This window comes from Alkalihalobacillus phoenicis (genome assembly GCF_047302405.1).
In the GTDB taxonomy this organism is placed as follows: domain Bacteria; phylum Bacillota; class Bacilli; order Bacillales; family Bacillaceae_D; genus Alkalihalobacillus.
Window position 1 is genome coordinate 3,878,950 of record NZ_CP154853.1, and the last position, 24,845, is coordinate 3,903,794.

The 24,845-nt window shown below is 37.5% G+C and carries 21 protein-coding genes and 1 pseudogene; 9 read left to right on the forward strand and 13 right to left on the reverse strand.

What is annotated here, in order from left to right; genetic code table 11:
* Positions 1 to 268: 268 nt before the first annotated feature.
* The 4 genes from AA0017_RS18170 to kynU are packed head-to-tail and all read right to left on the reverse strand — an operon-like array spanning position 269 to position 4,415.
* A complete protein-coding gene (locus AA0017_RS18170; protein WP_413376785.1) occupies positions 269 to 1,612 on the reverse strand; it encodes a sodium-dependent transporter in 1,344 nt (447 codons plus the stop codon).
* Between the two features lie 30 nt (positions 1,613 to 1,642).
* The gene (kynA, locus tag AA0017_RS18175; protein ID WP_413376787.1) at positions 1,643 to 2,485 is read right to left on the reverse strand and encodes a tryptophan 2,3-dioxygenase; all 843 of its coding nucleotides are present in this window, start codon (positions 2,483 to 2,485) and stop codon (positions 1,643 to 1,645) included.
* A 2-nt stretch (positions 2,486 to 2,487) separates the two neighbouring features.
* On the reverse strand, positions 2,488 to 3,138 hold the full coding sequence (gene kynB / locus AA0017_RS18180; protein WP_413376789.1) for an arylformamidase: 651 nt from the start codon (positions 3,136 to 3,138) through the stop codon (positions 2,488 to 2,490).
* Positions 3,138 to 4,415 carry a kynureninase gene (kynU, locus tag AA0017_RS18185; RefSeq protein WP_413376791.1) on the reverse strand — a complete coding sequence of 426 codons (1,278 nt, stop codon included), beginning with the start codon at positions 4,413 to 4,415 and terminating at the stop codon, positions 3,138 to 3,140. Before kynU ends, kynB begins: the two co-directional genes overlap by 1 nt.
* Positions 4,416 to 4,575: 160 nt before the next feature.
* On the opposite strand from kynU, the gene AA0017_RS18190 reads away from it, so the two are divergent.
* The 4 genes and pseudogenes from AA0017_RS18190 (at position 4,576) to AA0017_RS18205 (ending at position 7,642) form a co-directional block, all read left to right on the forward strand.
* Positions 4,576 to 5,187 (forward strand): TetR/AcrR family transcriptional regulator, encoded by a 612-nt coding sequence (locus tag AA0017_RS18190; protein ID WP_413376793.1) that lies wholly within the window; start codon positions 4,576 to 4,578, stop codon positions 5,185 to 5,187.
* Between the two features lie 415 nt (positions 5,188 to 5,602).
* Positions 5,603 to 5,961: pseudogene (locus AA0017_RS18195) on the forward strand (ZinT/AdcA family metal-binding protein); the annotation flags it as partial.
* 262 nt (positions 5,962 to 6,223) lie between these two features.
* A complete protein-coding gene (locus tag AA0017_RS18200) occupies positions 6,224 to 7,030 on the forward strand; it encodes an alpha/beta hydrolase (RefSeq protein WP_413376795.1) in 807 nt (268 codons plus the stop codon).
* An 84-nt stretch (positions 7,031 to 7,114) separates the two neighbouring features.
* Positions 7,115 to 7,642 carry a MarR family transcriptional regulator gene (locus tag AA0017_RS18205; RefSeq protein ID WP_413376797.1) on the forward strand — a complete coding sequence of 176 codons (528 nt, stop codon included), beginning with the start codon at positions 7,115 to 7,117 and terminating at the stop codon, positions 7,640 to 7,642.
* Between the two features lie 53 nt (positions 7,643 to 7,695).
* On the opposite strand, the gene AA0017_RS18210 is transcribed toward AA0017_RS18205, so the two are convergent.
* From AA0017_RS18210 to AA0017_RS18220, 3 genes are all read right to left on the reverse strand, one after another.
* Entirely contained in the window at positions 7,696 to 8,253 is a 558-nt protein-coding gene (locus AA0017_RS18210) for a cysteine hydrolase family protein (protein WP_413382704.1), read from the reverse strand.
* A 212-nt stretch (positions 8,254 to 8,465) separates the two neighbouring features.
* Positions 8,466 to 9,413 (reverse strand): aldo/keto reductase, encoded by a 948-nt coding sequence (locus AA0017_RS18215; protein WP_413376799.1) that lies wholly within the window; start codon positions 9,411 to 9,413, stop codon positions 8,466 to 8,468.
* Positions 9,414 to 9,425: 12 nt separating this feature from the next.
* Positions 9,426 to 10,424, reverse strand: a complete 999-nt coding sequence (locus tag AA0017_RS18220) for a Gfo/Idh/MocA family protein (protein ID WP_413376801.1) — start codon at positions 10,422 to 10,424, stop codon at positions 9,426 to 9,428.
* Positions 10,425 to 10,635: 211 nt separating this feature from the next.
* Between AA0017_RS18220 and AA0017_RS18225 the strand changes: the two genes are divergently transcribed.
* Positions 10,636 to 11,469: an AraC family transcriptional regulator gene (locus AA0017_RS18225; RefSeq protein WP_413376803.1), complete on the forward strand. Its 834-nt coding sequence runs from the start codon at positions 10,636 to 10,638 to the stop codon at positions 11,467 to 11,469.
* 98 nt (positions 11,470 to 11,567) lie between these two features.
* Complete coding sequence (locus AA0017_RS18230) at positions 11,568 to 13,208, forward strand: glutamine--tRNA ligase/YqeY domain fusion protein (protein ID WP_413376804.1); 1,641 nt, start codon at positions 11,568 to 11,570, stop codon at positions 13,206 to 13,208.
* A 69-nt stretch (positions 13,209 to 13,277) separates the two neighbouring features.
* On the opposite strand, the gene AA0017_RS18235 is transcribed toward AA0017_RS18230, so the two are convergent.
* Positions 13,278 to 13,373 carry a hypothetical protein gene (locus tag AA0017_RS18235; protein WP_413382707.1) on the reverse strand — a complete coding sequence of 32 codons (96 nt, stop codon included), beginning with the start codon at positions 13,371 to 13,373 and terminating at the stop codon, positions 13,278 to 13,280.
* A gap of 347 nt (positions 13,374 to 13,720) precedes the next feature.
* A complete protein-coding gene (locus AA0017_RS18240; RefSeq protein ID WP_413376806.1) occupies positions 13,721 to 14,497 on the reverse strand; it encodes a MerR family transcriptional regulator in 777 nt (258 codons plus the stop codon).
* A gap of 169 nt (positions 14,498 to 14,666) precedes the next feature.
* On the opposite strand from AA0017_RS18240, the gene AA0017_RS18245 reads away from it, so the two are divergent.
* The 3 genes from AA0017_RS18245 (at position 14,667) to AA0017_RS18255 (ending at position 18,248) form a co-directional block, all read left to right on the forward strand.
* The gene (locus AA0017_RS18245) at positions 14,667 to 15,884 is read left to right on the forward strand and encodes an MFS transporter (RefSeq protein ID WP_413376808.1); all 1,218 of its coding nucleotides are present in this window, start codon (positions 14,667 to 14,669) and stop codon (positions 15,882 to 15,884) included.
* Between the two features lie 451 nt (positions 15,885 to 16,335).
* Complete coding sequence (locus AA0017_RS18250; protein WP_413376810.1) at positions 16,336 to 17,475, forward strand: YibE/F family protein; 1,140 nt, start codon at positions 16,336 to 16,338, stop codon at positions 17,473 to 17,475.
* Complete coding sequence (locus AA0017_RS18255) at positions 17,472 to 18,248, forward strand: YibE/F family protein (protein WP_413376812.1); 777 nt, start codon at positions 17,472 to 17,474, stop codon at positions 18,246 to 18,248. Before AA0017_RS18250 ends, AA0017_RS18255 begins: the two co-directional genes overlap by 4 nt.
* A 535-nt stretch (positions 18,249 to 18,783) precedes the next feature.
* Here AA0017_RS18255 and glmS read toward each other — a convergent pair.
* From glmS to cdaA, 4 genes are all read right to left on the reverse strand, one after another.
* A complete protein-coding gene (gene glmS, locus AA0017_RS18260; protein ID WP_413376814.1) occupies positions 18,784 to 20,586 on the reverse strand; it encodes a glutamine--fructose-6-phosphate transaminase (isomerizing) in 1,803 nt (600 codons plus the stop codon).
* Positions 20,587 to 21,000: 414 nt separating this feature from the next.
* Positions 21,001 to 22,347 (reverse strand): phosphoglucosamine mutase, encoded by a 1,347-nt coding sequence (glmM, locus tag AA0017_RS18265; RefSeq protein WP_413376816.1) that lies wholly within the window; start codon positions 22,345 to 22,347, stop codon positions 21,001 to 21,003.
* 27 nt (positions 22,348 to 22,374) lie between these two features.
* Positions 22,375 to 23,619 (reverse strand): YbbR-like domain-containing protein, encoded by a 1,245-nt coding sequence (locus AA0017_RS18270; RefSeq protein WP_413376818.1) that lies wholly within the window; start codon positions 23,617 to 23,619, stop codon positions 22,375 to 22,377.
* The gene (cdaA, locus tag AA0017_RS18275) at positions 23,612 to 24,436 is read right to left on the reverse strand and encodes a diadenylate cyclase CdaA (protein WP_413376820.1); all 825 of its coding nucleotides are present in this window, start codon (positions 24,434 to 24,436) and stop codon (positions 23,612 to 23,614) included. The genes AA0017_RS18270 and cdaA overlap by 8 nt, the downstream gene beginning before the upstream one ends.
* Positions 24,437 to 24,845 lie beyond the last annotated feature (409 nt).

Consider the following 24,845-nt stretch of genomic DNA (forward strand, 5'->3'; position numbering starts at 1 on the left):
AGATAAGTAGTGTCTATAATATAGATACATAAATCCAGAGATAAGTTTGGATAAAATATAAATCTATAAATCTATATATCTGAATATAACGATATTCAGTAAATAAATAAAGTGAAATGCTCAGCACAATTCACTTTTTTAAAATTTCCTTCATAATGTCAATGTATTCTTGCAGATTAATTTTATCATTTACTCCATCAATAAAGATAAACTTCCTTAAAGTCTAAAATAAAAAGCTCAATCACCTAAGCGATCGAGCTTTCTACGATTAAAAAATCCCTAATGAAACAATCAGAACAACGATAATGACAAGAGGCACAACAAATCTCATTAAAAAGAGCCAGATTTTAAACAATTGACTGGAAAGATTATTTCCGCTTAAAAATTCCGCTTCCATAAGCTTTCTTTCCATTTTAAATGAAATGAATAAGGAAATTAATAGACATCCAATTGGGAGCATGATGTTACTAACCAAATAATCGGTCGCATCAAAAATCGATAAACTAAAAATCTGAACATGCTCTAATAGCCCGAAGCTTAATGCCGCTGGAATTCCACCGACAAAAACAACTAAACCTGAAATGATCGTTATTTTCTTACGAGTGCTTACCTTCTTTTCAGTAAATGCTGAAATAATAATTTCTAGCAGACTGAAGGAAGAAGTGAGAGTAGCAAATAAAAATAGTAACAAAAATAACGCTAAAAAAATTTCGCCAAATATAATCTCAGAAAAAACGGCAGGCAACATAACGAAAAGCAAACCTGGTCCTTCCGTCGGCTCATAACCTAAAGCAAAAATGGCTGGAAAAATCGCTAAACCCGCTAAGATAGAGACAAATAAATTCATCACGACAACCGAGACAGCGGCCGTCGGAATACTTTCCTTCTTATCTAAATAAGAACTATATGTAACTAAACAAGAGAAACCAACCGCTAAAGCAAAAAATGATTGCCCAAGTGCATAAAGGGCACCCTCTGCTGATAAACTAGAGAAATCTGGTTGCAGGAAGAACCGCACCCCTTCACTTGCCCCTTCTAATGTTAACGAACGAATCACTAAGATAATAAAAAAGATAAAGAGCAATGGCATCAAAACATTATTTGCTCGTTCAATTCCATTTTTAATCCCAAGTGATAAAATGATTACATTCAAAATTAAGAAAACAAATAATCCAAGAAGTCCTACCCATGGTGTACTAATAACTGAACCAAACAATTGAGCATAATCAGTAGTCGGTCCAATAATTTGTCCTGTCAGTGATAATACGGTATAAATAAGCACCCAACCACCGACAACACAATAAAAAGAGAGGAGGAAAAAACAACCGACAACGCCTAGCTTACCAAGATGCCCCCAACGACTATTAGGAGCCAGCTTTTGATAAGCAGAAACCGCTTCTTTTTTCGACCCACGACCGATCACAAACTCAGCAATTAACATCGGTAAACCGACTAGCAATGTACAGGCAATAAAGACGAGGAGAAAAGCTCCTCCTCCATTTGTACCTGTCACATAAGGAAATTTCCAAATAGCTCCTAAGCCAATGGCCGCTCCCGCAGATGCAAATATAAATCCAATATTAGAAGACCATTGTTCTCTTTTTTCCCCCATATTGTTCCCCCCCTTAGCGTAATCGAAAGTTTATAGTTCTGTTCGTAAATCCCACAATTCAGGGAAGAAGCGTTGATCTAGTACTTTCTTTAAATAATTAACGCCAGAAGAACCACCTGTCCCCACTTTAAATCCAATAATCCGCTCTACCGTTTTCATATGACGGAAACGCCATTGTTGAAGCCAATCTTCAATATCGACTAACTTTTCAGCCAACTGATATAAGTCCCAATGCTTATCAACATCACGATATACAGCCATCCAAGCTTGCTTTACACTCTCATCTTCTGCATACGGTTTTGAGTAATCACGATTAAGGAGATCCAAATTAATCGAAAATCCAGCTTTAGACAAAGCTTCAATCGCAACATCATAAAGACCAGGGCTATGAAAAGCATCACTTAACTCTTTATGCAAGATTGGATCCTTTTCATAAATTTTTAAAATATGTGGCGTTTTATAACCTAGTGCAAATTCTATTTTACGGTATTGATAAGATTGAAACCCTGATGCTTGGCCAAGTGAATCACGAAATTCCATATATTCAGCTGGTGTTAACGTTGATAAAACATCCCAAGCTTGAATAATTTGAGATTGAATTTTTGACACACGGGCTAAACGTTTGAACGATGCTTGGAAATCTTCTGCCTGAATCGATTCAATCGCTGCATTTGTTTCATGCAAAATTAACTTCATCCATAATTCACTTACTTGGTGGATAATGATAAAGAGCATTTCATCATGGTGATCGGAAAGACGCTCTTGTCCTGATAAAATTTGATCAAGCTTTAAGTATTCCCCATACGTCATATTGTTCTTAAAGTCCGTATAAATTCCTTTTTCATTTGCAGTCGTTTTTGGATTTTCAGTCATCATCATTCTCCTTTTTCATCTGAAAGTAATGGGCGAATAACAGCACGAACGGGGCTGCCATCCCCCTCTCTTATAGGAAGTGGTAAAGCAATTAGTTCATAATCTCCATCAGAAACAGAATCAAGCATTACGTTCTCTAAAATCGCTATATCATTTTTTAAAAGAGCATGATGTCCACTTAATTCTTTACTATCAGGATGATCGACAGAAGGAACATCGACCCCAATCAACTTAATCCCTTTATCGCCTAAATAGTTAGCTCCACAAGCAGTCACTGACGGGAAATCCGCTGGAAAATGAATTGGATTATTCGGAATCGACGTCTTAATTAGTAGACGCTCCACCCCATCTAAATCAAAATGGGAAAACATCTCTTCATTTAACATCGTATAAGAGGAACCGTCAATCACACGAGCTTTCCCGATAAAGCGCTCAATATCTAAATCAAGAATACGGGCACCACTATTATCAAAATGAAATGGTGCATCAACATGTGTCCCTGAATGGAGACTCGTTGTCATTTTTCCAATATTCACCGAACCAGTTTGTTCCTTCGTATATTCCGTTACATATTGAAACGGTGTGTCTCCAGGCCAATGTGCGAGCTTGTCATCTAATGGTTGAGAAATATCGATCCATTTTGCCTGGTTCATTACGCCACGACTCCTCGCTTATTCTCGTATTTCTTATATAGTTCTTCTTTCATAATTCGTTTTAAAATTTGGACACTATTCCAAACATCTTCAAATGAATTATAAAGAGCAACTGGTGCTAGTCGGATTCCGTTTGGTGTACGGAAATCTGGAATGACACCTTCATCCTTTAATGCTTTACAAATACGAGCAGCCTCTGGATGTTCAATGTATAAATGACCACCACGTCTATCATCTTGATCAGGATTACGGAAAACAAACTGCTCAGCTTTTAATTCTTGCTCCATTAACTCCTTCATAAAGCGAGTAAGAGCTAACGATTTTTGACGAATTTGCTCAATACCAGCTTCATGAAATAATTCCAGTGAACCAATTAGAGGAGCTAGGCTGAGAACATGCGGAGTACCAATTTGAAAAGCTCCAGCATCTTCCGCATGAGTTAACGTATGTTCCATATCAAATTGCTTTTCCTTTTTCGAACTAAACCAGCCAGCAAGACCTGGTGCTGTACCAAAATGCTTGCGATTTACATAAAGGCTACCAACCGATCCCGGCCCTCCGTTCAAATGCTTATACGTGCACCAAAAGGCAAAATCGGCTCCCCATTCGCTCAGTTCATGCGGAATCGAGCCAATCGAATGGCAAAGATCAAAACCGATAATAATCCCTCTTTGATGAGCTTCTTCTGTCAGACGCTTCATATCAAGTATCTGACCACTACGATAAAGAACACTCGGTAATAGAATAAGAGCAATCTCATCGGTCATCGCTTCAATAATGTCTTCTTCTTTTAACGTATGACCGTCTGCACTTTTCACTTGAACTAAATGCTCGTGATAATCGAAGCCCTTTTGTTGAATTTGACTTTGAAGGGCATAAATATCACTAGGAAAATTCAGTTCATCCGCTAAAATTTTCGTACGCTTTCCAGCTGGTTTATAAAAAGTAGCGACAAGCTGATGTAAGTTCGCTGTCGTGGAACCGGTTACAATTACTTCATCTTCAAAAGCCCCGACAAGTTGAGCCATTTTATCGCCTAATGATTCTGATAAATAAAACCATGGATAATTGCCTTCCGTCCAGCCATCAATTCCTAATGTTTTCCATGAATCAATTAGTGTATGCAATGTTTTCTCAGCACGCTTGGATAATAAGCCTAAAGAATTACCATCTAAATAAATTTGATTGTCTTGTAAATAAAACTCTTCTCGAAATGAAGCTAGAGAATCTTGCTTATCTAAGTCTATTGCCATTTCATAAGTTAATTGCTGAGTCATAATAGACCTCCTTTTTTAAACCTTTCATTTTTTCAGATAATTTATTCTGAACGTTAGAATCCTTATGCCCTTACTATAAAACAATTAATGACATCATGTCAACGACTTGATGTCATTAAAATAATGTAATACACTTTAAAGAAAAAAGGAGGAGGACTTAATGAAGAAAGCGTTGTCATTAAGAGAAGAAAAAGCAGTCCAAACTCGCCTTCGAATCCTTGAAGCTGGTCGAACGAGTTTTATTGAACAAGGCTTTACAAAAACAACGATTTCACAAATTATCAAAAAAGCAGGTCTTGGATATGGCACAGCCTATGTTTATTTCAAAAACAAAGATGAGATCTTAATTGAATTAGTCGATGAACTCATGAACCAATTTTATCAAGTTGCTGAGCGTTCATTTGTACCCAATACCGTTGAAGAAGCACAGAGCTGTATTCAAGAACAAGTGGAACTGTTTTTATCATTAGCCAAACAAGAAGCAGAAATGATGAGCGTCTTAAACGAAGCTAGAGGTATCTCCACTGCGGTTGCTAAACGTTGGAGTGAAATTCAAGAACGATTTATTACAAGTATCACTAAAGACATTACCTTCGCTCAATCAAAAGGACTAGCCTCTAACCATCTTGATCCAACCCTTATCGCTCGCGGGTGGTTTTATGCAAATGAAATGTTTATGTGGGAAAGTGTAATAGGCGAAAGCCACTTTTCAATACAAGAAATTAGAGAACAATTAACTTACCTTTATATGAATGGCTTGTATCATAAGTAAGGAAAAGAAGATTAAAAGATAAATGCCTGAAAATGAACAGGAATTCTGTGGACTTATACAAATAGACTAGAGAAAATAAGGCAAGATAGAAGATGATTGAAAGCTTTATTGGGAAAAGGATTACGGGGAGCTTTGAAGGAAAGAAGAAGACTGGCTTATTATTGAATCCAGCCTGAATTTATATTGATTTTACTTTTGAATTAAGGTTGAGTGCATAGTTCTTTTCTCCGCTTTTTCTTCTCTCTTTCTTACACTTCAGATACCGACTTTTAGTTGATTTCTCAATCCATTTAGCTTCAAGAATATACTTCATTATTGCATTTCCTAGTGAGCCTGCTATATAGATTGTACTTAAGTTTTAGAAAATAAAGCAGATGCAAGCGAAGATAAAACATTTGAAGAGTACAAAGACTATTACACAGTTGGGTATGAAACTGAAATGGAACGTATCGTCATTACAGATAACACGATGACATTCTATCAAAATGGTGAAGCAAAAACAGGAGAATACACATATAACGGGTATGAAATCTTTACTTACGAGTCTGGAAATAGAGGAGTTATTTATTTAACTTAGTTGGCGAAGAAGATGGTGTTCCAAAACATGTCCAATTCAGCGCTCATAGCATTTCCCCAACAAAAGCTGAACATTACCATATTTATTTTGGTGATGATGAGCATGAGACTCTTTTAAATGAATTAACGAATTGTCCCCCTTACTACCCTTCTCAATTTAGTGGTGAGGAAATTGTTGAAGAAATGAAGGAACATTAAATTTAGGCGATTTTTTAATAGTCGTTTCAAAAAAAGGCTGGCTCCACTCATTTTTGGATTCATCCTTTTTTGATATGTTGATTAGTCCAAGTAAAAAGGTTCATCAAAAGATTGTATCTATCATTTCTCACTAGATAGGCTAACCACCTATGATAACCCTTTCATTTTATTGTGGACAGATAATTCCAACGGTGTTATGATCATTGTATCCTTAGGAAACAATTTAATTTCTCAAGAAAACAATAATAATGGAGGAATGAATATGATGACTGAAACAATGTTTCCATCCTTTGACGGTACAAAGCTTTATGTGAGAAAGGATATAGTAGATGAAGCGAAAGCCGCTGTCGTTATCGTTCATGGCTTATGTGAGCATTTGAACCGCTATGATTATTTAACGAATACACTCAACGCACGTGGTTTCAACGTCTATCGCTTTGATCATCGCGGCCATGCCAGATCAGAAGGTAAGCGGACATTTTATAGTGATTTTAATGTCATTATTGACGATGTTAATGCGAATGTCGATATCGCTTTACAAGAGAATCCAACTATCCCTGTCTTTGTCATCGGTCATAGCATGGGAGGATTTGCTTCGACTGCCTTTGGCACGAAATATCCCGGCAAAGTAAAGGGAATTGTCTTATCAGGCGCATTAACTCGTTATACGAAAAAGATTTTTGGTGACACACCAATCAATCTTCCTTCAGGCACATATCTTCCAAATGAACTAGGCGACGGAGTTTGTAGTAATCCTGAGGTTGTATCCGCTTATGTTAATGATCCACTTGTTGAAAAACAAATATCTGTTGACCTATTAAACAACCTTATTCAAGGTGTAGAATGGTTAAAAGCAAATGCGCAGCAATTCATTGACCCTGTCTTCATCATGCATGGTGCCAATGACGGCCTTATCAGTGAAGAGGACTCCCGCATCGTATACGGCGATATCGCTTCCACAGATAAATCGTTAAAAATTTACGCTCAGCTCATGCATGAAATCTTTAATGAAACGTGCCGTGACGAAGTAATCGAAGAAGCCATTTCGTGGATTGAAAAACGAGTATAACCAGTCAACTCTCTACTAAATAATATTGAGGTATGATATGATCCATTTTAGTGACATAAACTTAGGCAAGGAAAGGGTTTATTTATGAAACTAGAATGGATGGGTAATCATCGAGCACTGATAGAGAAAATCATTAAATATGGCAATGCTTACTCAAACACGTATAAACGACAGTTTGCTTACGGGACAGATGTTCTTCTCTCTGCTTCACAAGTTCAAACTTTAGAATACATTATAGAAGCAGAAGATAAGGATGAGAAAATGTCTGAAATGGCGGAACGATTAGGAGTTAGTCGAAGTGCCTTTTCTAAAAATGCTAAGAATCTCACAGAAAAAGGCTTACTTGAAAAATACCACCTGAGCGGAAATCGCAAAGATATTTATATAAAACCATCTACCAAAGGATATGAAGTGTATCAGCAATATACCGAATTTGTCCGCCAAGAATGTTTCGACGAAATGTTCTGGATCGCCGATCAAATTCCAGAGTCCTCCAAGGAACATTTTATTGCCTTACTTGATTGTTTTTCCGATACGTTAATTCACTTCAGTTCAAAGAAACAAACACCTAAAAAATGGATCAAAATAGATGAAGAAAATAAAAATGGTTGAACAGGAAACAATTCCTGCTCAACCATTTTCAATCGTTTTAGTTTATCCTTCGATTATCTATATGTATCATGAGTTGGAGCAAATAAGTCTTTTTCCGCCTTTCTGACAACCGAAAAGTGGTCAACGTTATAATGACCATGCAACGTACTATTATGATGATTGATGATTTGTTCTGCACTTAAAACATCATTTCCCTTTGTTGAATGTCCATTACCAACCAAGGTTACATCCATTCCTTGAATAGTTGCTGTTCTGACTGCACTATCAATACAATGTTGAGTTTCACACCCCATAATAACAATATGTTCAATTTGTTGAGATTGTACGTGTTCCAGAAGACCTGTTCCATAAAAGGAATTTGTAGCCGTTTTATCAAAAAATTTTGCTTCATTAGGCATATCGATTTCATTATGAATTTGAAACCCACTCCCTCTCCCTTCAGCGACATCAAGATCTCTCACAAATAGAACTGGAATATCGAGTTTTTTCGCTTTCTCAATCACTTTATTAATCGTTTTGATTAGCTGCTCTTTATTAAAAACCGCTTTCTCTTGTTGATTTCCATCGATTAACTCTTGCTGGGCATCAATGATTAACAATGCTTGGTTCAAATTATTTCTCCCCTCATCCCTTTGAATAATCAATAATAACCTTCTTTTCTCCTTTCTGTAATAGGCACAAAATTCCTTCTTTACCTTTGTTTCGATATAAAAACCGTTATAACCTGTAATCTCTACTTGATTTCCGTATTTTGCCCAAAAAGAAAGGCATTCCTTCTCAATTGAAGCAATACCTTTACCACCCAATATCCATTTATAACCACTTATCTTTTCTCTACTAGTAAATCTACATCCTCTAACCAACGTACCTCGTCCTCTGTTAACCGGATCTCTGAGCCTTCTAGACATGAAAGCAATTCATGTTCATTTTGTGCACCAATCAATGCCCCTGTCGGAAATGGTTGATTGAGCACATAAGCAAGAGCCACTTGTATAGCTGTAGCCCCTTTTTCTTCCGCCAAAACTTCCGCCCGACGGAGACGCTCCCAGTTTGCTTCATTATAAAAAACTCGAACGAGATCCTTATTACTCCGATCTTCAGGAGAAAAGCGCCCCGTAAAAAAGCCTCGCGCTTGGGAAGACCATGAAAGAATTGGGATTTGTTGCTCTTTATGCCACTTACAATCATCTGCTTCTGCTGAAACACACCCTGACCAAAACGGTTCATTCGGCTTAGCTAAACTCAAGTTCGGACTGCTAAATGTAAAGCCAATCAGTCCTTTAGAAGCTGCATACTCGTTAGCTTCCTGAATCCTCTCGACCGTCCAATTCGACCCACCGATTGCTTTGATTCTTCCAGCTACAATATGCTCATTTAACACATCCATAATTTCACTAACAGGAACATTCGGATCATCACGATGCAGGGCATATAAATCAACATAATCGGTTCCAAGACGTTCTAAGCTTTCAAACAAATCTTTTGAAATAGCTTCCGGATTGACCCGTGAACCATTTTGATCATGGTGAGCACCTTTCGTTAAAATAATGACGTCCTCACGATTGCCTCGCTCCCTCATCCATTGTCCAATCGCCACTTCACTCTCTCCTCCGCAATAGACATGAGCTGTATCAATCGTATTTCCACCAATGGAAAAAAAGCGATCTAACACTTCACAAACGGTTTCATAATTACTTGGGCGAAAATAATCGGATCCTTGAATCAGTACAGATACTGGTTTCTCTAATCCTTGAATGCGAATCGTTTTCATAGTAAAACCCTCCTACTTGATTTCAATTCGTCGACGTTCTTCGGCTGACAATAAGCACGCATCGATTACTTTCATATTTAAAACAGCGTCTGAAGCTGGATATGGAAGTGGAACATCATTACGAATCCTATTCCCAATCGCATCTGCTTGCAATGCATATTGATTAAGCCTCGGTACTTCAACCTCTACTTTTCCATCATTCGTAATCACAAAAAAATGATCTCCCTCTGATTGATCCGTAATAAACGCTGAAGGAACTTCAATTCGACCTTCTGCCCCAACAATTTCAAGCGTATTTCGAAAAGCCGCCCACATCCCACAATCAAAGGTCAATGCAACACCTTGTTCAAACTCCAATAGTCCAGATGCCATCATATCAACACCATCATGCTCTTCAGAAAAGAAAGCATGAACGGTTGCTGCTTGAGGCTCTTTCCCTAATAACATTCGTGCTGCACTAATCGGGTAAACACCGACATCATATAATGAACCACCGCCCCATTCTTTTTTATACCGAATATTGCTAGAATTTTGTGCGTTATTAAAGGTGAATGCCCCGTGTATTCCACGTATCTCACCAATTTCCCCTGAATTCATTACCTCTTTAATCATCGAATAACGGGGATGGTATCGATACATAAAAGCCTCAGCCAATATGACTCCTGCTTTTTCACAAGCCTCTTCCATTTCTTTCGCTTCTTCTCCATTTAAGGCGACTGGTTTTTCACATAACACATGCTTGCCCGCTTCAGCTGCTCGAATCGTCCACTCTTTATGAAGATGATTTGGCAGCGGAATGTAAACGGCTTCAATTGTTGAATCATCTAATAATTCATCATAGCTTCCATAAGCTACTGGAATCGATAACTCTTGTGCCATTTCCTCTGCTTTTTCTTTCGTTCGACTAGCAATCGCCACAACCTCTCCTGTTTCTGATTGCTGTATACCTGGAATCACTGCTTTCTTGGCAATATTCGCACTTCCGATAATCCCCCAACGAATCTTTTCCATTGTAAGCCTCCTTTTACTTAACACTATATTGCTAGTATAATAAATAAAGAATGAAATAAAAATATAAGCTTATTGACTTACGATAAAACAATATTGCCCATAAAAAAGGAGGGCGACTTTTCGTTCATCTGCTATAACCATGTTCTGTCTCTCTATTCATTCATCAACTCTAAAATACGTTTTAAATCATCACCAAAAGGAGAGCTTCCTGATGCGCAGACAAACACTATTCCCTACATTAACAAAACACGAATATCTCATTCTCCCTGAATCGATTGGCCATTATCGGGATGATGTAGAACATTATGTAGCGAGAAAAGTAGGAACATTAAATAACTTTAGCATTCATTTTATTCTCTCAGGAACTGGTTACGTTGAAATCGATCACGAACGCTTTTTAGTCAAAAGAGGGGATGCTTTTTTATATTTTCCGATGCAACAGCAATGTTATTATAGTAGCGAAGAGGATCCTTGGGATATTAGATGGGTTCACTTTTACGGGGACCACCTTCAATCGTTTCTTTCCGAAAAAGGATTTCAACGATTTATCTTGTGGAAATCTCAACAAATCGCCCATTTAGAAGCTGCCCATGAACATCTTCTTCATAAGGCAGAGCAACATTGTTTACTACAGCTCTCACAAATTTCAACGGCCACTTATGCTTTTCTACTCGAATTCATCACAAATGTTCAGCCCAGACATTTAGGAGAAAAAGCAGAATTAGATGATCGAATTCATACCCTTTTGCCACAAATGCAAAGCAAAGCATGTGAACCATTTGAGTTGGATTATTGGGCAAATGAAGCACAGGTTAGCACCTACTATTTTTGTCGATTATTTAAACGAGCGACACAGATGACACCGATGGCATTCATTACATTATGCAGATTACAACGTAGCAAACAATTATTACTTAAAGATAAAAAAATGACGGTTAAAGAAATTGCCGAACAATCAGGCTATACAAGTATTAGTTATTTCAACAAACGCTTTCTTGAACATGAAGGAATAACGCCTACTGAATATCGCCAAATGTATCATTAAACGTACATTTGCTCATACAATGACTTGTGATACAATATGGTCAACAGATAATATGGAAAAATGATGCACATAGAATTTTAAAGATAGGATGATACAAAATGGAAAATTCCAATTTTCTACGGAGCTTAATAAAGAAAGACTTAGAAACAAACAAACGAGACCACGTCGTCACTCGATTCCCTCCAGAACCAAACGGCTACCTACATATTGGGCATGCAAAAGCGATTGTGATCAATTTTGACTTAGCTAATGATTTTAACGGGAAAGTGAACCTTCGTTTTGATGATACGAATCCCCTTAAGGAAGACACCGAGTATGTTAACGCCATTAAAGAAGATCTCGAATGGTTAGGTTATAAATGGGATGGCCTTTTCTTTGCTTCGGATTACTTTCAAGAAATGTATGACCGAGCTGTTCTACTCATTAAAAAGGGAAAAGCCTATGTTGATGATTTGACCCAAGAGGAAATTCGTGAATACCGTGGAACGTTAACAGAACCAGGTAAGGACAGTCCTTATCGAAATCGCTCAATCGAGGAAAACCTTAAACTTTTTGAACAAATGCGTAACGGGGAGTTCGGTAACGGTGAAAAAGTTTTACGTGCCAAAATCGATATGAGTTCACCAAATATCAACTTGCGTGATCCGGTCATTTATCGAATTGCCCATGCGACACATCATAACACTGGCGATGCATGGTGCATTTATCCAATGTATGCCTTTGCTCATCCGTTAGAGGATGCGATTGAAGGTGTAACCCACTCCTTATGTACGACCGAATTTGAAGATCAACGCCCGCTTTATAATTGGGTAGTCGCTGAATGCGAGATGGAGCATATTCCTGAACAAACGGAATTCGGACGCTTAAACATTACAAATACGGTTATGAGTAAACGAAAGCTGAAACAGCTTGTAGACGAAAAAGTCGTCGACGGCTGGGATGACCCACGAATGCCAACGATCTCTGGGTTAAGACGGAGAGGGTATACACCTGAGGCGATCCGTACATTTGTAAGAGAAACAGGCGTCTCAAAAGGATCCGGAGAAGTCGATTCGCAAATGCTAGACTACTTTGTACGTGAAGATTTAAAATTGAAGGCTCCACGTACGATGGGAATCATCCGCCCATTAAAAGTCGTGATTACGAATTATCCAGAAGGACAAGTAGAAATGCTGGATGCCGAAATCAATCCAGAAAATCCAGAAATGGGCATGCGACAAATCCCATTTTCTAGAGAAATTTATATTGAACAAGAAGATTTTATGGAGAACCCTCCGAAAAAATATTTCCGCTTATTCCCAGGTAACGAAGTTCGTTTAAAACATGCCTATTTCATTAAGTGCGAAGACGTAATTAAGGACGAAGAAGGAAATGTGATCGAAATTCATTGTACGTACGATCCTGAAACCAAAAGCGGGAATGGGTTCACCGGAAGAAAAGTAAAAGGAACGCTTCATTGGGTCGAAGCCACACAAGCGATACCAGCCGAATTCCGTTTATATGAGCCACTCCTTTTAAACAATGAAGGGGGCGCGGAAAAGAGCTTCCTTGAGCAAATCAACCCACAATCTTTACAAGTTCTTCAAGGCTTTATTGAACCAACAATGAAAGATATTCAAGCACAAGAGAAGTTTCAATTTTTCAGACATGGTTACTTTAATGTCGATCCAAAAGACACCACAACGGAAAAACCCGTTTTTAATCTCATCGTTTCATTAAAGAGTTCATTTAAACTTTAAAACATAAAGTCCGTGAAAAAGTCATCCCTTTTTCACGGGCTTTTATCTGCTTCCCGCTCTCATGTTTAACTAAGGGTTCACTCCAATCCCCCATGGTTCATTTCCAACCGGAACCGTGGCAATCACCGTATTTGTTAATCCCTCAATGACCGAGACACTATGGATAAAATAAGAAAACTTTCATTTTAAATAAACGTTTAATTAATGGATTAAGCAGCTATAGTTTCTTTTTTAGATTACTTCTTCTTAACCATTTAACAGTTGAATTCTCCCTAAATCAACTCCTTATAATACTCTAAAAGATATTTAATAATGTATTGAATCCAGCCTGAATTTATATTAATTTTACGATTGAATGAAGGTTGAGTTCATAGCGCTTTCCTGTTTTCCCCCTTCTCTCTTTCATCTACTTTGGATACCGATTTTTTAATTGGGTTACCTCCGTATGTAGCTTTGACAAAGATACCTCACAAACCCACATCTTACGTTAAATTAGAAGAACCCATTTTATCTTACTTATTATTATCTTTTCCTCTACTATTTTCTTTATCATCATAATACGCTTTCATTTCCTTATAAATATATCTAGCTATGTCTTCAGGGAAATAATTATTAAACTCATGAGTGTGCTTGGAAATAAAATGATCATCATCAGTAAGATTTAAAAAGCGTTTACTCGCTGGAAATAAGTTATCCATTTTTGTTAGAATTTCTCGTACTTTTTTTCTGCTTGTTGAATCATTAGACTGAATAGCATTTCTAATCGCTTGAATTAAATGCCATGTTTCTCTATCTATTTTCTCTTTATATTCAGGATCATGAAGCAACTTTATTTCTTTTATGAGCTGCTTGTCAGCTATAAAATGTTCTTCCCATACTTGTATTTGTGATTTTTCCCGCCTAAATAAATCAAGCATAATAAAAGCAAATTCATCTAATTCTTCCTCAGAAATCCCTTCAATGTTGTATAGCCGCTCCATTCTTGTAATTACTTCTAACTTATCATTTAATTCCGCTTGTTTTTTTTCAATTAACTGCTTCTGTACTAACAATAACTCTCGATTTTTTAACTTCTGGTTAGTCATTTGTTCTTTTATTTCAATTAAAGATAGACCAAAATGTTTTAAAATCATTATTTGCTGAAAAAGTTCCCAGTCTAATCGTGTATATACTTTTCGACCATTTTTATTCAAATTTTTCGGAGTAAGTAACCCGATTTTATCATAGTACCGTAGTGTCCTCACCGTTGAACCTACTAATTTTGCAAACTGACCAATTGTTACTTCCATATTAAGACCTCCCTCCTTACTGAATTATATACTGTGACGTAACGTCGCAATCAATATCCCTGTTAATCGTTTTAATAATATATTTAAGCTAAAAAAACAAAAGCTTGCTTACGACATTACGTCACAAGCTATGATTGGTTCTATATTAAGTTTGAGAGGAAGGTTATGTATGGAACAACAATCATTATTTCGAAATCGCCCTTTTATATTTCTATTTATTGGTGGTTTTTTAGCGATTATTGGTTTTAGCATGTTTTTTATGACAACAACTTGGTTTGTCATTTCTGATTTAGGTTCTGCTAGTTCATTGGGCCTTATACTTATTGCCATTACTGTGCCACGTATTCTCATGATGGCTTTTGGTGGGGTTCTCGCGGATAAATTCAAGAAGACGACCATTATGTTCAGTACGAGTTCAATCCAAGGAGTATTACTAGTTATCATATTTTTATTGAACAATGCCAATCAATTAACCTTTGGATACCTGATTATTTTGGGATTCTTTTTTGGAACATTAGATGCTTTTTCTGGACCAGCTGGGACATCCTTAATCCCAAAAATAGTACAGAAAAACCAAATCAAACAAGCTAATGCCGTTATTCAGGGATTGGGTCAGATTGGTTTTGTTATTGGACCTATTATAGCTGGGAGTGTTATGGAATTCGCTGGCGTAACAACTGGTTATTTAGTCTCGGCTATTATTGTTCTTTTGTCTGCCTTTTTTATGTTTCCACCTTTCTTAAATGAAGGTCCCGTAGACAATACAATTAAACAAACACCGCTTAAAGATCTCATCGAAGGGTTTTCCTATGTAAAAGCAAGTAAATTTTTAATGACAGGTATCCTTATTTTAATTACGTTAAACTTCTTTGCCTTTGGAGCGATATCCATTGCCATCCCGATTTTAGTGGAGACGTATGGAGGGACACCTATTAACCTTAGTTACATCGAAGCTGCTTTAGGGGTTGGGATGCTAGTAAGTACAGTCATAATCGGTGTGGTCAAAATACGCCGGAGGGGATTAACCTCGATTGCTGGATTAATTGCAACATTAATCGTAGCTATAGCCTTTAGTCAAATTCCTAATTTGTATATTTTGACAGCATTAGCGTTCTTAATAGGATTTACCATGACATTTGTGGCCATCCCATTTTTCACTTCAGCACAAGAAGATACGGATCCCCGCATTATGGGAAGGGTCATGAGTATTGTCTTCTTAGCAATGAACGGGTTTGATCCGCTTGCCTATGCAAGCGTAACTTTACTCGTTTCTAGTGGATTTGATATTCAATTAATCATTTTTTCCTTTTCTATTGTTGGATTAATGATTGCTCTTGCCATTTTATGGAGAGGGCAGACGTTTAGAAATTACAAGTCGAACTATTAATGTACCTTCAGGAAAAGACCACTTTTAAATAGTTAAATTCATATATTCTTTCTATTTCTAAGGCATTAAATTTATTACACTATATTTGATAGCTTCTTTAATTAAAAAACCTATAGTTTAAGTTTATTTCTTCTCAAACTTGTCTTCTATCAACTTTAATTCTTACAGCGTTTCTACTCCTTTAGAACATCAACAACAATAGCGTTAAACCTTCGAGGTTTAACGCTATTACAATTCATTTAGTTAAATTTTTTAAATCCATTCTTCCCCAAAACAATCGATTTCTCCTCCTTTTCTAATTTGATTTGTACCGAATATTCCTTCAATAATAATTGGTTCTTTCGTAAAGAGAGAAGATTGTAAACCAGTTGACGGTGAGAATTAATTCCTGTTATTCTAATTCCAGCATTATAGGCTAAGGTTGCATTCTCATTTAATTGGAGGTCTTTCTTTGAAATTTAAACGAACTTTTTTTACTAAAAGAAACAATAAATACATTATTGTTTTTATCCTTTTAGGTATCTGTTTTGTAGCATCCCTCTCTTTTGTTCAGAACAATCATTCATTATATGAACGCTCGATTGCACAATTGGTAGAAACGAATTTAGTAGCGTCAAGTGAAGTGATAGATCGTCATGGAAATAAGGATATCCTTTTCACTCAAACAATACTAGCGGAAATAAAAAATGGAGAGGAAAAAGGCCAGCTTATCCAGTTAGTTAATGAGTATTCAACGTCTGGTGCCTATGACCAACAATATGAAGTAGAGAACGAGGTATTTGTCACTATAGATGAAAGAGAAGATGGAAGTACTTATTTAACAGGAACCATTGAAGATGTAAAGCGAGATAAATATGTACTGTATGTAGCGTGGATTTTTATCTTTATTCTCCTTTTAGTTGGTAAAAAACAAGGCTTATTTTCCCTTGTGAGCTTGGTGATTAATGCAATTTTGTTATCCTATGCTTTAGATTTATACTTAAGTACCTACAAAATCAATTTGCTTGTTATCTCTTGTATAAGTGTCATATTATTTACGGTAATTTCCTTGCTAATTGTTAATGGATTTAATCTAAAGACGTATGCAGCAGTTGTAGCGACATTACTAGGAACTTTTAGTTTATTAATCATTACATATGTTGTCATGGCAATAACAGAAGGAGCAGGCCTTAGATACGAGGGAATGCAATTTTTTGTTCGGCCACCAGAAATGATGTTTATGGTGGGAGTATTAATTGGGTCGTTAGGCGCTGTAATGGATATAGCAATAACGATGTCTTCTTCCATCTTCAGCCTCTATGAAAAGAATAAGAAAATTTCAGTTCAAGCTCTCAAAACTTCAGGATTGGGGATTGGAAGAGATATAATGGGAACCATGACAAATATTTTATTCTTCGTCTATATTAGTGGTTCTATACCAATACTAATACTGTATTTTATGAATAGTGTTCCCTTTGGCTATACCATTTCGATTAATCTCTCACTAGAATTGGCTCGGGCATTAGCTGGTGGGATTGGGATTGTGCTAGCAATTCCGATTGGGCTATACACTTCTATTTTCTTTGTAAATCGAATGAGGGCTAAAGCATGAATATGTTAGTAACGTTAGCCATTATTTTATTTCTCTTAATGATCGTTATTGGTGGAAAACAAGGCTTACGCTCTTTTATTGCCATATTTCTAAATCTATTCGTTCTACTTTTAACGATTCTATTTATGACAGCTCCTAATGCTGATCCGATACTTTTAACGTTAATAGCTTGTGCTGTGGTCAGTTGTATCAACCTCTTTTACATTAATGGACTTAATAGTAAAACGATAACTGCCTTTATTGCTACGATTATTACGACGGTCATTTTACTTTTGTTTATCATTATCATTACAGAAAATACGATGATCCAAGGTTTTGGAAAGGAAGAAATAGATGAGCTTACTGTATTTTCCTTGCATCTAGGAGTAGATTTTGTAAAAATTGGAGCGGCCGTGGTTATTATGAGTACCATCGGAGCGATTACTGATGTGGCCATTTCGATTTCTTCCCCGCTGCGAGAAATTTACATTCATAATCATAATATTAATAGAAGAGATTTATTCTTAGCCGGTATTAGTATCGGAAAGGATATACTCGGAACAAGCACAAACACTTTGTTCTTTGCCTTTTTCGGGGCCTATTTAGGACTCCTAATTTGGTTTAAGGAATTATCTTATTCAATTGGTGAAATAGCAAATTCCAAGGTGTTTGTTGCCGAAATGATTACTATTCTATCGGCGGGCATCGGTGTGGCATTAATTATTCCGATTACATCGTGGATTACCGCCTATAGTTTAACAAAATCAGGAAATAAAAGTAAAGATACTGAATAAGATAAAATACTCTTTCTAAGTGGCAGCCTGGAGACTCCAAACTAAGATGGGCATACATTGGGTTGTTAGTTGTACTGATGATACTATCTGCCCCTGCCCAGAAGTATGCAACTGCACAATATTTCATTAGAAGTTTAGGTAACTTTGCAGATACTTACTTATCGACTGCTTTATTATTTTTTGGACTATGGTTATTGGTTTATTGGCAAGGGTTATACAGCATAACCCACAAGCTAATACAAAAAGATAAGAGGAAGTTTAGAATAAGGAGAAAACAATCTACCAATAGTAGGTTCTTACCGAAAAGTGACAAAGTTTATTATAATTCGATTTTACTTTTTCTGTTAAGCGTATCCAAGTTCAATTATGTTTTATTATCAAATAGAAATATTCCAATCCATAAAAAACGTGATACAGCAACATTTTCTGCTGTATCACGTTATCATTTTCTGTCACCTTATCTTATAATTAAGTGATATTCGTTGTTGTAATTAGTGACAGGATTAATTATAACTCACAAACAGCTTCCCCAAACCTACTCCACCGTTACACTCTTAGCTAAGTTACGTGGTTTATCAACATCGCAATCACGATGTAAGGCTGCGTAATAAGCGATCAACTGTAATGGTAAGACCGACACAAGTGGTGTTAAGAATTCGTGGACGGCTGGGATGACGAATGCGTCTGTTTCTTCGTTCATTCCTTCCATGCTGATGATGCATGGGCTTGCGCCACGTGCAGCGACTTCTTTAACATTTCCGCGAATGCTTAGGTTTACGTGCTCTTGTGTTGCTAGAGCGATAACTGGTGTACCGTCTTCGATTAAGGCAATCGTTCCGTGCTTTAACTCTCCTCCGGCAAATCCTTCTGCTTGGATATAAGAGATTTCCTTTAACTTCAAGGCTCCTTCTAGACATACATAGTAGTCAGCGGCACGGCCGATAAAGAAGGCATTTCTTGATACCGCTAAATAATGACGAGCAATTTTTTCTAGCTTTTCTTTTTGATCGGTTAGAACTTCCATCGCATTGGCGACAATACCTAGCTCTTGTAATGGATCAAAGTCAAGCTCAATTCCTTGTGCGTTCGCTGTATCAACAGCAAGTAATGTAAAGACAGCCATTTGAGCCGTGTAAGCTTTTGTGGAGGCTACTGCAATTTCTGGTCCTGCAAAAGTGTGTAACGTAAAGTCTGCTTCACGTGAAAGTGTGGAGCCTGGAACATTTGTAATCGTTAAGGCTTGGTATCCATGTTTTTTCACTTCGACTAACACACCACGTAAGTCTGCCGTTTCTCCACTTTGAGAAATAAAAATAAAGAGTGGGTTCTCCGATAAAAGTGGCATATTATATAAAAACTCGCTGGCAATATGCACTTCTACTGGACGTTTTGCTATTTTTTCTATTAATTGCTTTCCAACAAGACCAGCATGATAGCTCGTTCCTGCCGCAATTACATATATACGATCAGATTGTTTCATGGCGTCACGAATATCATCATCTAAACGAATTGTTCCGTCTTCATTTTGGTATTGTTGAATGATGTTGCGAATCACAAAAGGCTGCTCATCAATTTCTTTTAACATGTAATGAGGGTATGTGCCTTTTTCAATATCGCTTGCATCATATTCAGCAGTAAATGGCTCACGTGTTCTTGTTTCACCATTTAATGTTTTAATTACTACATGATCGCGACTTAAAATCACGTATTCTTCGTCCATGATTTCTAAAAATTGCTTTGTCACTTGTAGCATTGCCATTGCATCAGATGCAATCACATTAAAATCATCACCAACACCAATTAATAAAGGACTTTTACTTTTGCCGACATAGATGATCTCACTATTTTCCCCATCTAATAAAGCAATCGCATAAGAGCCTTTTAATAAAGACAATGTATGACTAAATGCGGCTTCAACAGATTGGCCTTCTCCAACAAATTTCTCAATTAATAACACAATGATTTCCGTGTCTGTGTCACTTGCTGGTTGAACATCTGTTAAATATTCGCGTGATAGCTGTTCGTAGTTTTCAATGACTCCATTATGAACCAATGTAAATCGCTCAGTTTTACTTTGATGTGGATGTGCATTAATCCGACTTGGTTCTCCGTGTGTTGCCCAACGTGTATGCCCAATACCTACTGTACCGGCAGCCTTTTCGTCAACCGCACTACGTAAAGTCGCAATCCGTCCTTTTTCCTTAAATACCTCGATTCCTTCTTTCGCAACTAAGGCAATCCCGGCTGAATCATAGCCACGGTATTCAAGCTTTTCTAAACCTTTCAAAAGAACTTCCTTCGCATCATTTGTTCCAATATAACCGACAATTCCACACATAATAAGTTACCTCCCATAATTGGGGGCAAGCAATCATTCAGGGACATACTCGCCCCCACTCTTTTCATTTTTTTATGGGCATGCAGCTTTTGATTTTGTCCAAAGAGTCACCTCTTCGTTTTTTACAAAAGCTTAACGGTCGTCATGCGGCAACCGGAGGGCATCCGCCGAAAAAATCGATAAACCCTCACCTCGTCAACTGCTTTTCTTTCCGTTCAAAAACAGTCCTGGCGCTTCAATCATGATTAAAATCCTAATCCACCTTTCCATCATAGAATCGAATTTAATCATATCGTAAAGTTGTCCGAACGTCAATTTACAAAATCATTACTAGTGGTATGAGTATTTTTCGTTACTCATCATAAAAATATGCATAAGTGTCCGGGAAGGTGCACTTATGCATATCATTCTAAGCTATTCGTTTAAGCCCATTTCCGCCTCAACGACTTCAGCAATGGATGTGACAAATTGTTGACAAAGCTCTTCTGTTTTCGCTTCAACCATCACACGTACTAATGGCTCTGTTCCAGAAGGACGAACGAGAACGCGGCCTTCCCCATTCATATCCTCTTCCACTTTTGTAATCGCTTCTTTGACCTTTTCGTTATCTGTCACCGCATGTTTATCTGTCACACGGATATTAACAAGCTCTTGTGGAAACGTCTCCATCTCCATCGCTAATTCAGATAATGGTTTATTCGTCGCTTTCATAATATTGACGAGTTGAAGCGCCGAAAGCAAACCGTCGCCAGTCGTAATATAATCTAAGAAAATAATATGGCCAGACTGTTCACCACCAAGATTGAAGTCACCTTTTCTCATTTCCTCCATCACATAACGATCGCCAACAGCCGTTTGTTTTGTTTCAATACCTTCTGCTTCCAACCCTTTATAAAAGCCAAGATTACTCATGACAGTCGAGACAACCGTTCCATGCTTTAACCAGCCTTGCTCCTTCATAAACTTCGCACAGATAAACATGATATGATCCCCATCGACAATGTTTCCTTTTTCATCAATCGCAATTAAACGATCAGCATCACCGTCAAAAGCAAGACCGATTTGGGCTTCTTTTTCAACAACAAAAGCTGCCAGCTTCTCAGGGTGTGTTGATCCACACTCCTCATTGATGTTTACTCCGTTTGGTGAAGTTCCCATTGTCGAAATATCCGCCTCTAAATCAGCGAATAAATACGGGGCAATGGAAGACGCCGCTCCATTGGCACAGTCAAGCGCTACGTGAACCCCTGAGAAATCTTGTTGCACCGTTTGTTTTAAAAACTGAAGATACTTCTGTCCACCTTCAAAATAATCACTTACTTGTCCAAGTGCTCCTCCTGTAGGGCGTGGTAACTCATCAGCTTTATCGAGTAGCTCTTCAATTTCCGCCTCTTGTTCATCCATTAATTTAAATCCGTCTGGACCAAAAAACTTAATCCCATTATCAGGAACAGGGTTATGAGAAGCCGAAATCATCACACCTGCATTGGCACTTAAAGCTTTTGTTAAATAGGCCACACCTGGAGTTGAAATAACACCAAGTCGCATTACCTCAGCTCCGATTGATAATAATCCGGCCACAAGCGCACTTTCAAGCATTTCTCCTGAAATTCTTGTATCTCGCCCTATAACCACTCGTGGATGTGTCGTATCTTTCGTTAACACATGTCCACCCATTCTTCCTAATTTAAAAGCTAATTCTGGTGTTAATTCGGTATTCGCCACACCACGAACACCATCGGTTCCAAAATATTTTCCCATATTATTCATTCTCTCCTTCAAGACCTATCAATCATCAGATTCTTCTAGCCTGATATTCACCGTAATCTTATTTTGACTAGCTACAAAAGCAAAGTCTCTTGGTCCATTAATTTGGACCTCGACCTCGTGTTCGCCTTCTCCTTCTTGACTAACATCAATAAACACTTGGATGTCTTCTCTTGTTAGTTCTTCAAGTCGGCTAAGAGCTCCTCGGGCTACCACCGAAATGGTAGACGGTTCTCCACTCGCTAACGAGACCGTTGTACCGGCAGATTCACCCACAATCTCTAAACTTAAATCTTCAAATTCTCTATCCACTTTCTCTGAAATCGTCGGGGTTACCATTAACGTTTCTGGTTCTACTTGTTCAATGCCCTCTGGCAAAGGAATCTCCAATTCAACTGGCTCTCCATCCTCTAATTCGGATAAATCTAAAATGATGCCTTCTAATACATCAATCTCATCAATAACTTCTGTAGGTCCAAAAATCGTTACTTCTCGCGGTTCAACTATTAAAGATTCCAAACTTAAATCATCCGGCAATTCACCTTCACGCGTGATTTTAATTGGTACGGTCTTATTTGGACTCGTAATCGGCACCTTTACCTCAACAATGGAAGGCTCCGTTTCAAGCGATAATTCATTGCCATTACGGTCATACAGTTTAACTGGAACCGTATCTTCTATAGAACCATCTGCCTCACTTATATTAACATATGCTTTAGCAGTTGCAACCTCCGCCACGGCATCCCTTGCTGCTTTAACCGTCACGTTAACAGGCGTGACAATCGGTGTGCCAACAGAATAACCTTCCTCAACTTCTTCTTCATTTACTAACTCTACCGTTACCGGTAAAGAGTATGTCTGCTTCTCTTGTAAAACAACTCTTGCATATTCAGGTACAATGGCTACTGTAACATCATTTCGAAAACCTCGATGCTCCACTTGTAATGTATGCGTGCCTTCTTCTTGAGCCGTAACATCAACAAAAACCTCATAGTTTGGTCTCATCATTTGAAACATCTGAATCGCCGTTTGACTCCCTGTTAATGTCACTTGGACTGTCTCCGTTTGATCGATTAACGAATAATTTTCCTCATCATAATAAACCGTTAAAGGAACCTCACCAACTGTATGTGTACTTGACGATAAAGTCGGTAATAATCCGGGTTGGTTGTTAACATTATCTAAATTCACCATCGTAAAAAGCATTAACGCAATAAAAAAGGAAATGATTTTAACGAACCAATGACTGTTAAATAACTTATCCATTTTTCTTCCCTCCCCACTGCCAACGAGAAGATTGGGTCGGTACTGATTTATCTAGCTCATCTTTTAGGAGATCTCTTAGTTTATCCTCATCAATATCCCTATGCAACTCTCCGTTTTTCGTTAAAGAAATACTTCCAGTTTCCTCGGAGACAATAACCGTTAAACAATCGGTCACTTCACTTACCCCTAATGCCGCACGGTGCCTTGTCCCTAATTCTTTTGAAATAAAAGGGTTCTCAGAAAGTGGTAAATAACAGCCTGCCGCTAGAATTTGATTATCTTTTATGATGACAGCCCCATCATGGAGTGGCGTATTTGGAATAAACGTATTAATTAATAACTCAGAAGTTAAGTTAGCGTTCATCTGAATGCCTGTCTCCACATAATCCGTCATTCCTGTCTCTCTTTCAATTGACATTAAGGCCCCGATTCGGCGTTTCCCCATGTATGTAGAAGCTTTAATAATCGCTTCAACCGAGCGCTGATTCACTTCCTCCTGTGGGGCACTTCGGCCAGAAAAGAATCTTCCTCGCCCTAATTGTTCCAAGGCTCTTCGTAACTCCGGCTGGAAAATAATGATGACCGCCAGCACCCCATAAGTCACCGTTTGAGTCATAATAAATTCTAATGTCCTTAAACCAAATAAACGACTAATGAACCAGACAGCAAGAACCACCGTAATTCCCTTTACTAATTGCACTGCCCGCGTTCCACGAATAATCATAATTAATTTATATATAACGTAAGTAACAAGTAAAATATCAACAATTTGACCTAAATATTCAAATATAACGATATCTTCTAAAAATGGGAACATGACTACCCTCCAAACCAAATCATCCAGTTATCTATCTTTGCTTTCATTTATGCTTTTATAGCAACTATTAAAAAAATGTAAAAAAATAAAAAGGCTCTTCCTTTCAGTAAAGAAATCCAGCTTCCACCTTCATCAAAGTTAACAACTAGCCAAATCTTATGAAAGTATACTCTAGGAAATAGGAATGTCTTTCTAGTATAAGCAAATACCACTAAATGCATCCTTTTATTTCCTTAACTTTTCTTTATTATAGCATAGTTTCCCTTCACAACCGAATCCGAACGATTACTGTCATAACAAGGATTTAGGCCAATTTCCATTTCATTTTTAATGGAATAGAGAATTTAAGAGATTCTAACACAAGTAGTGCCAAAATAACGTTCACCAAATATACTCGACCCACCCTTCC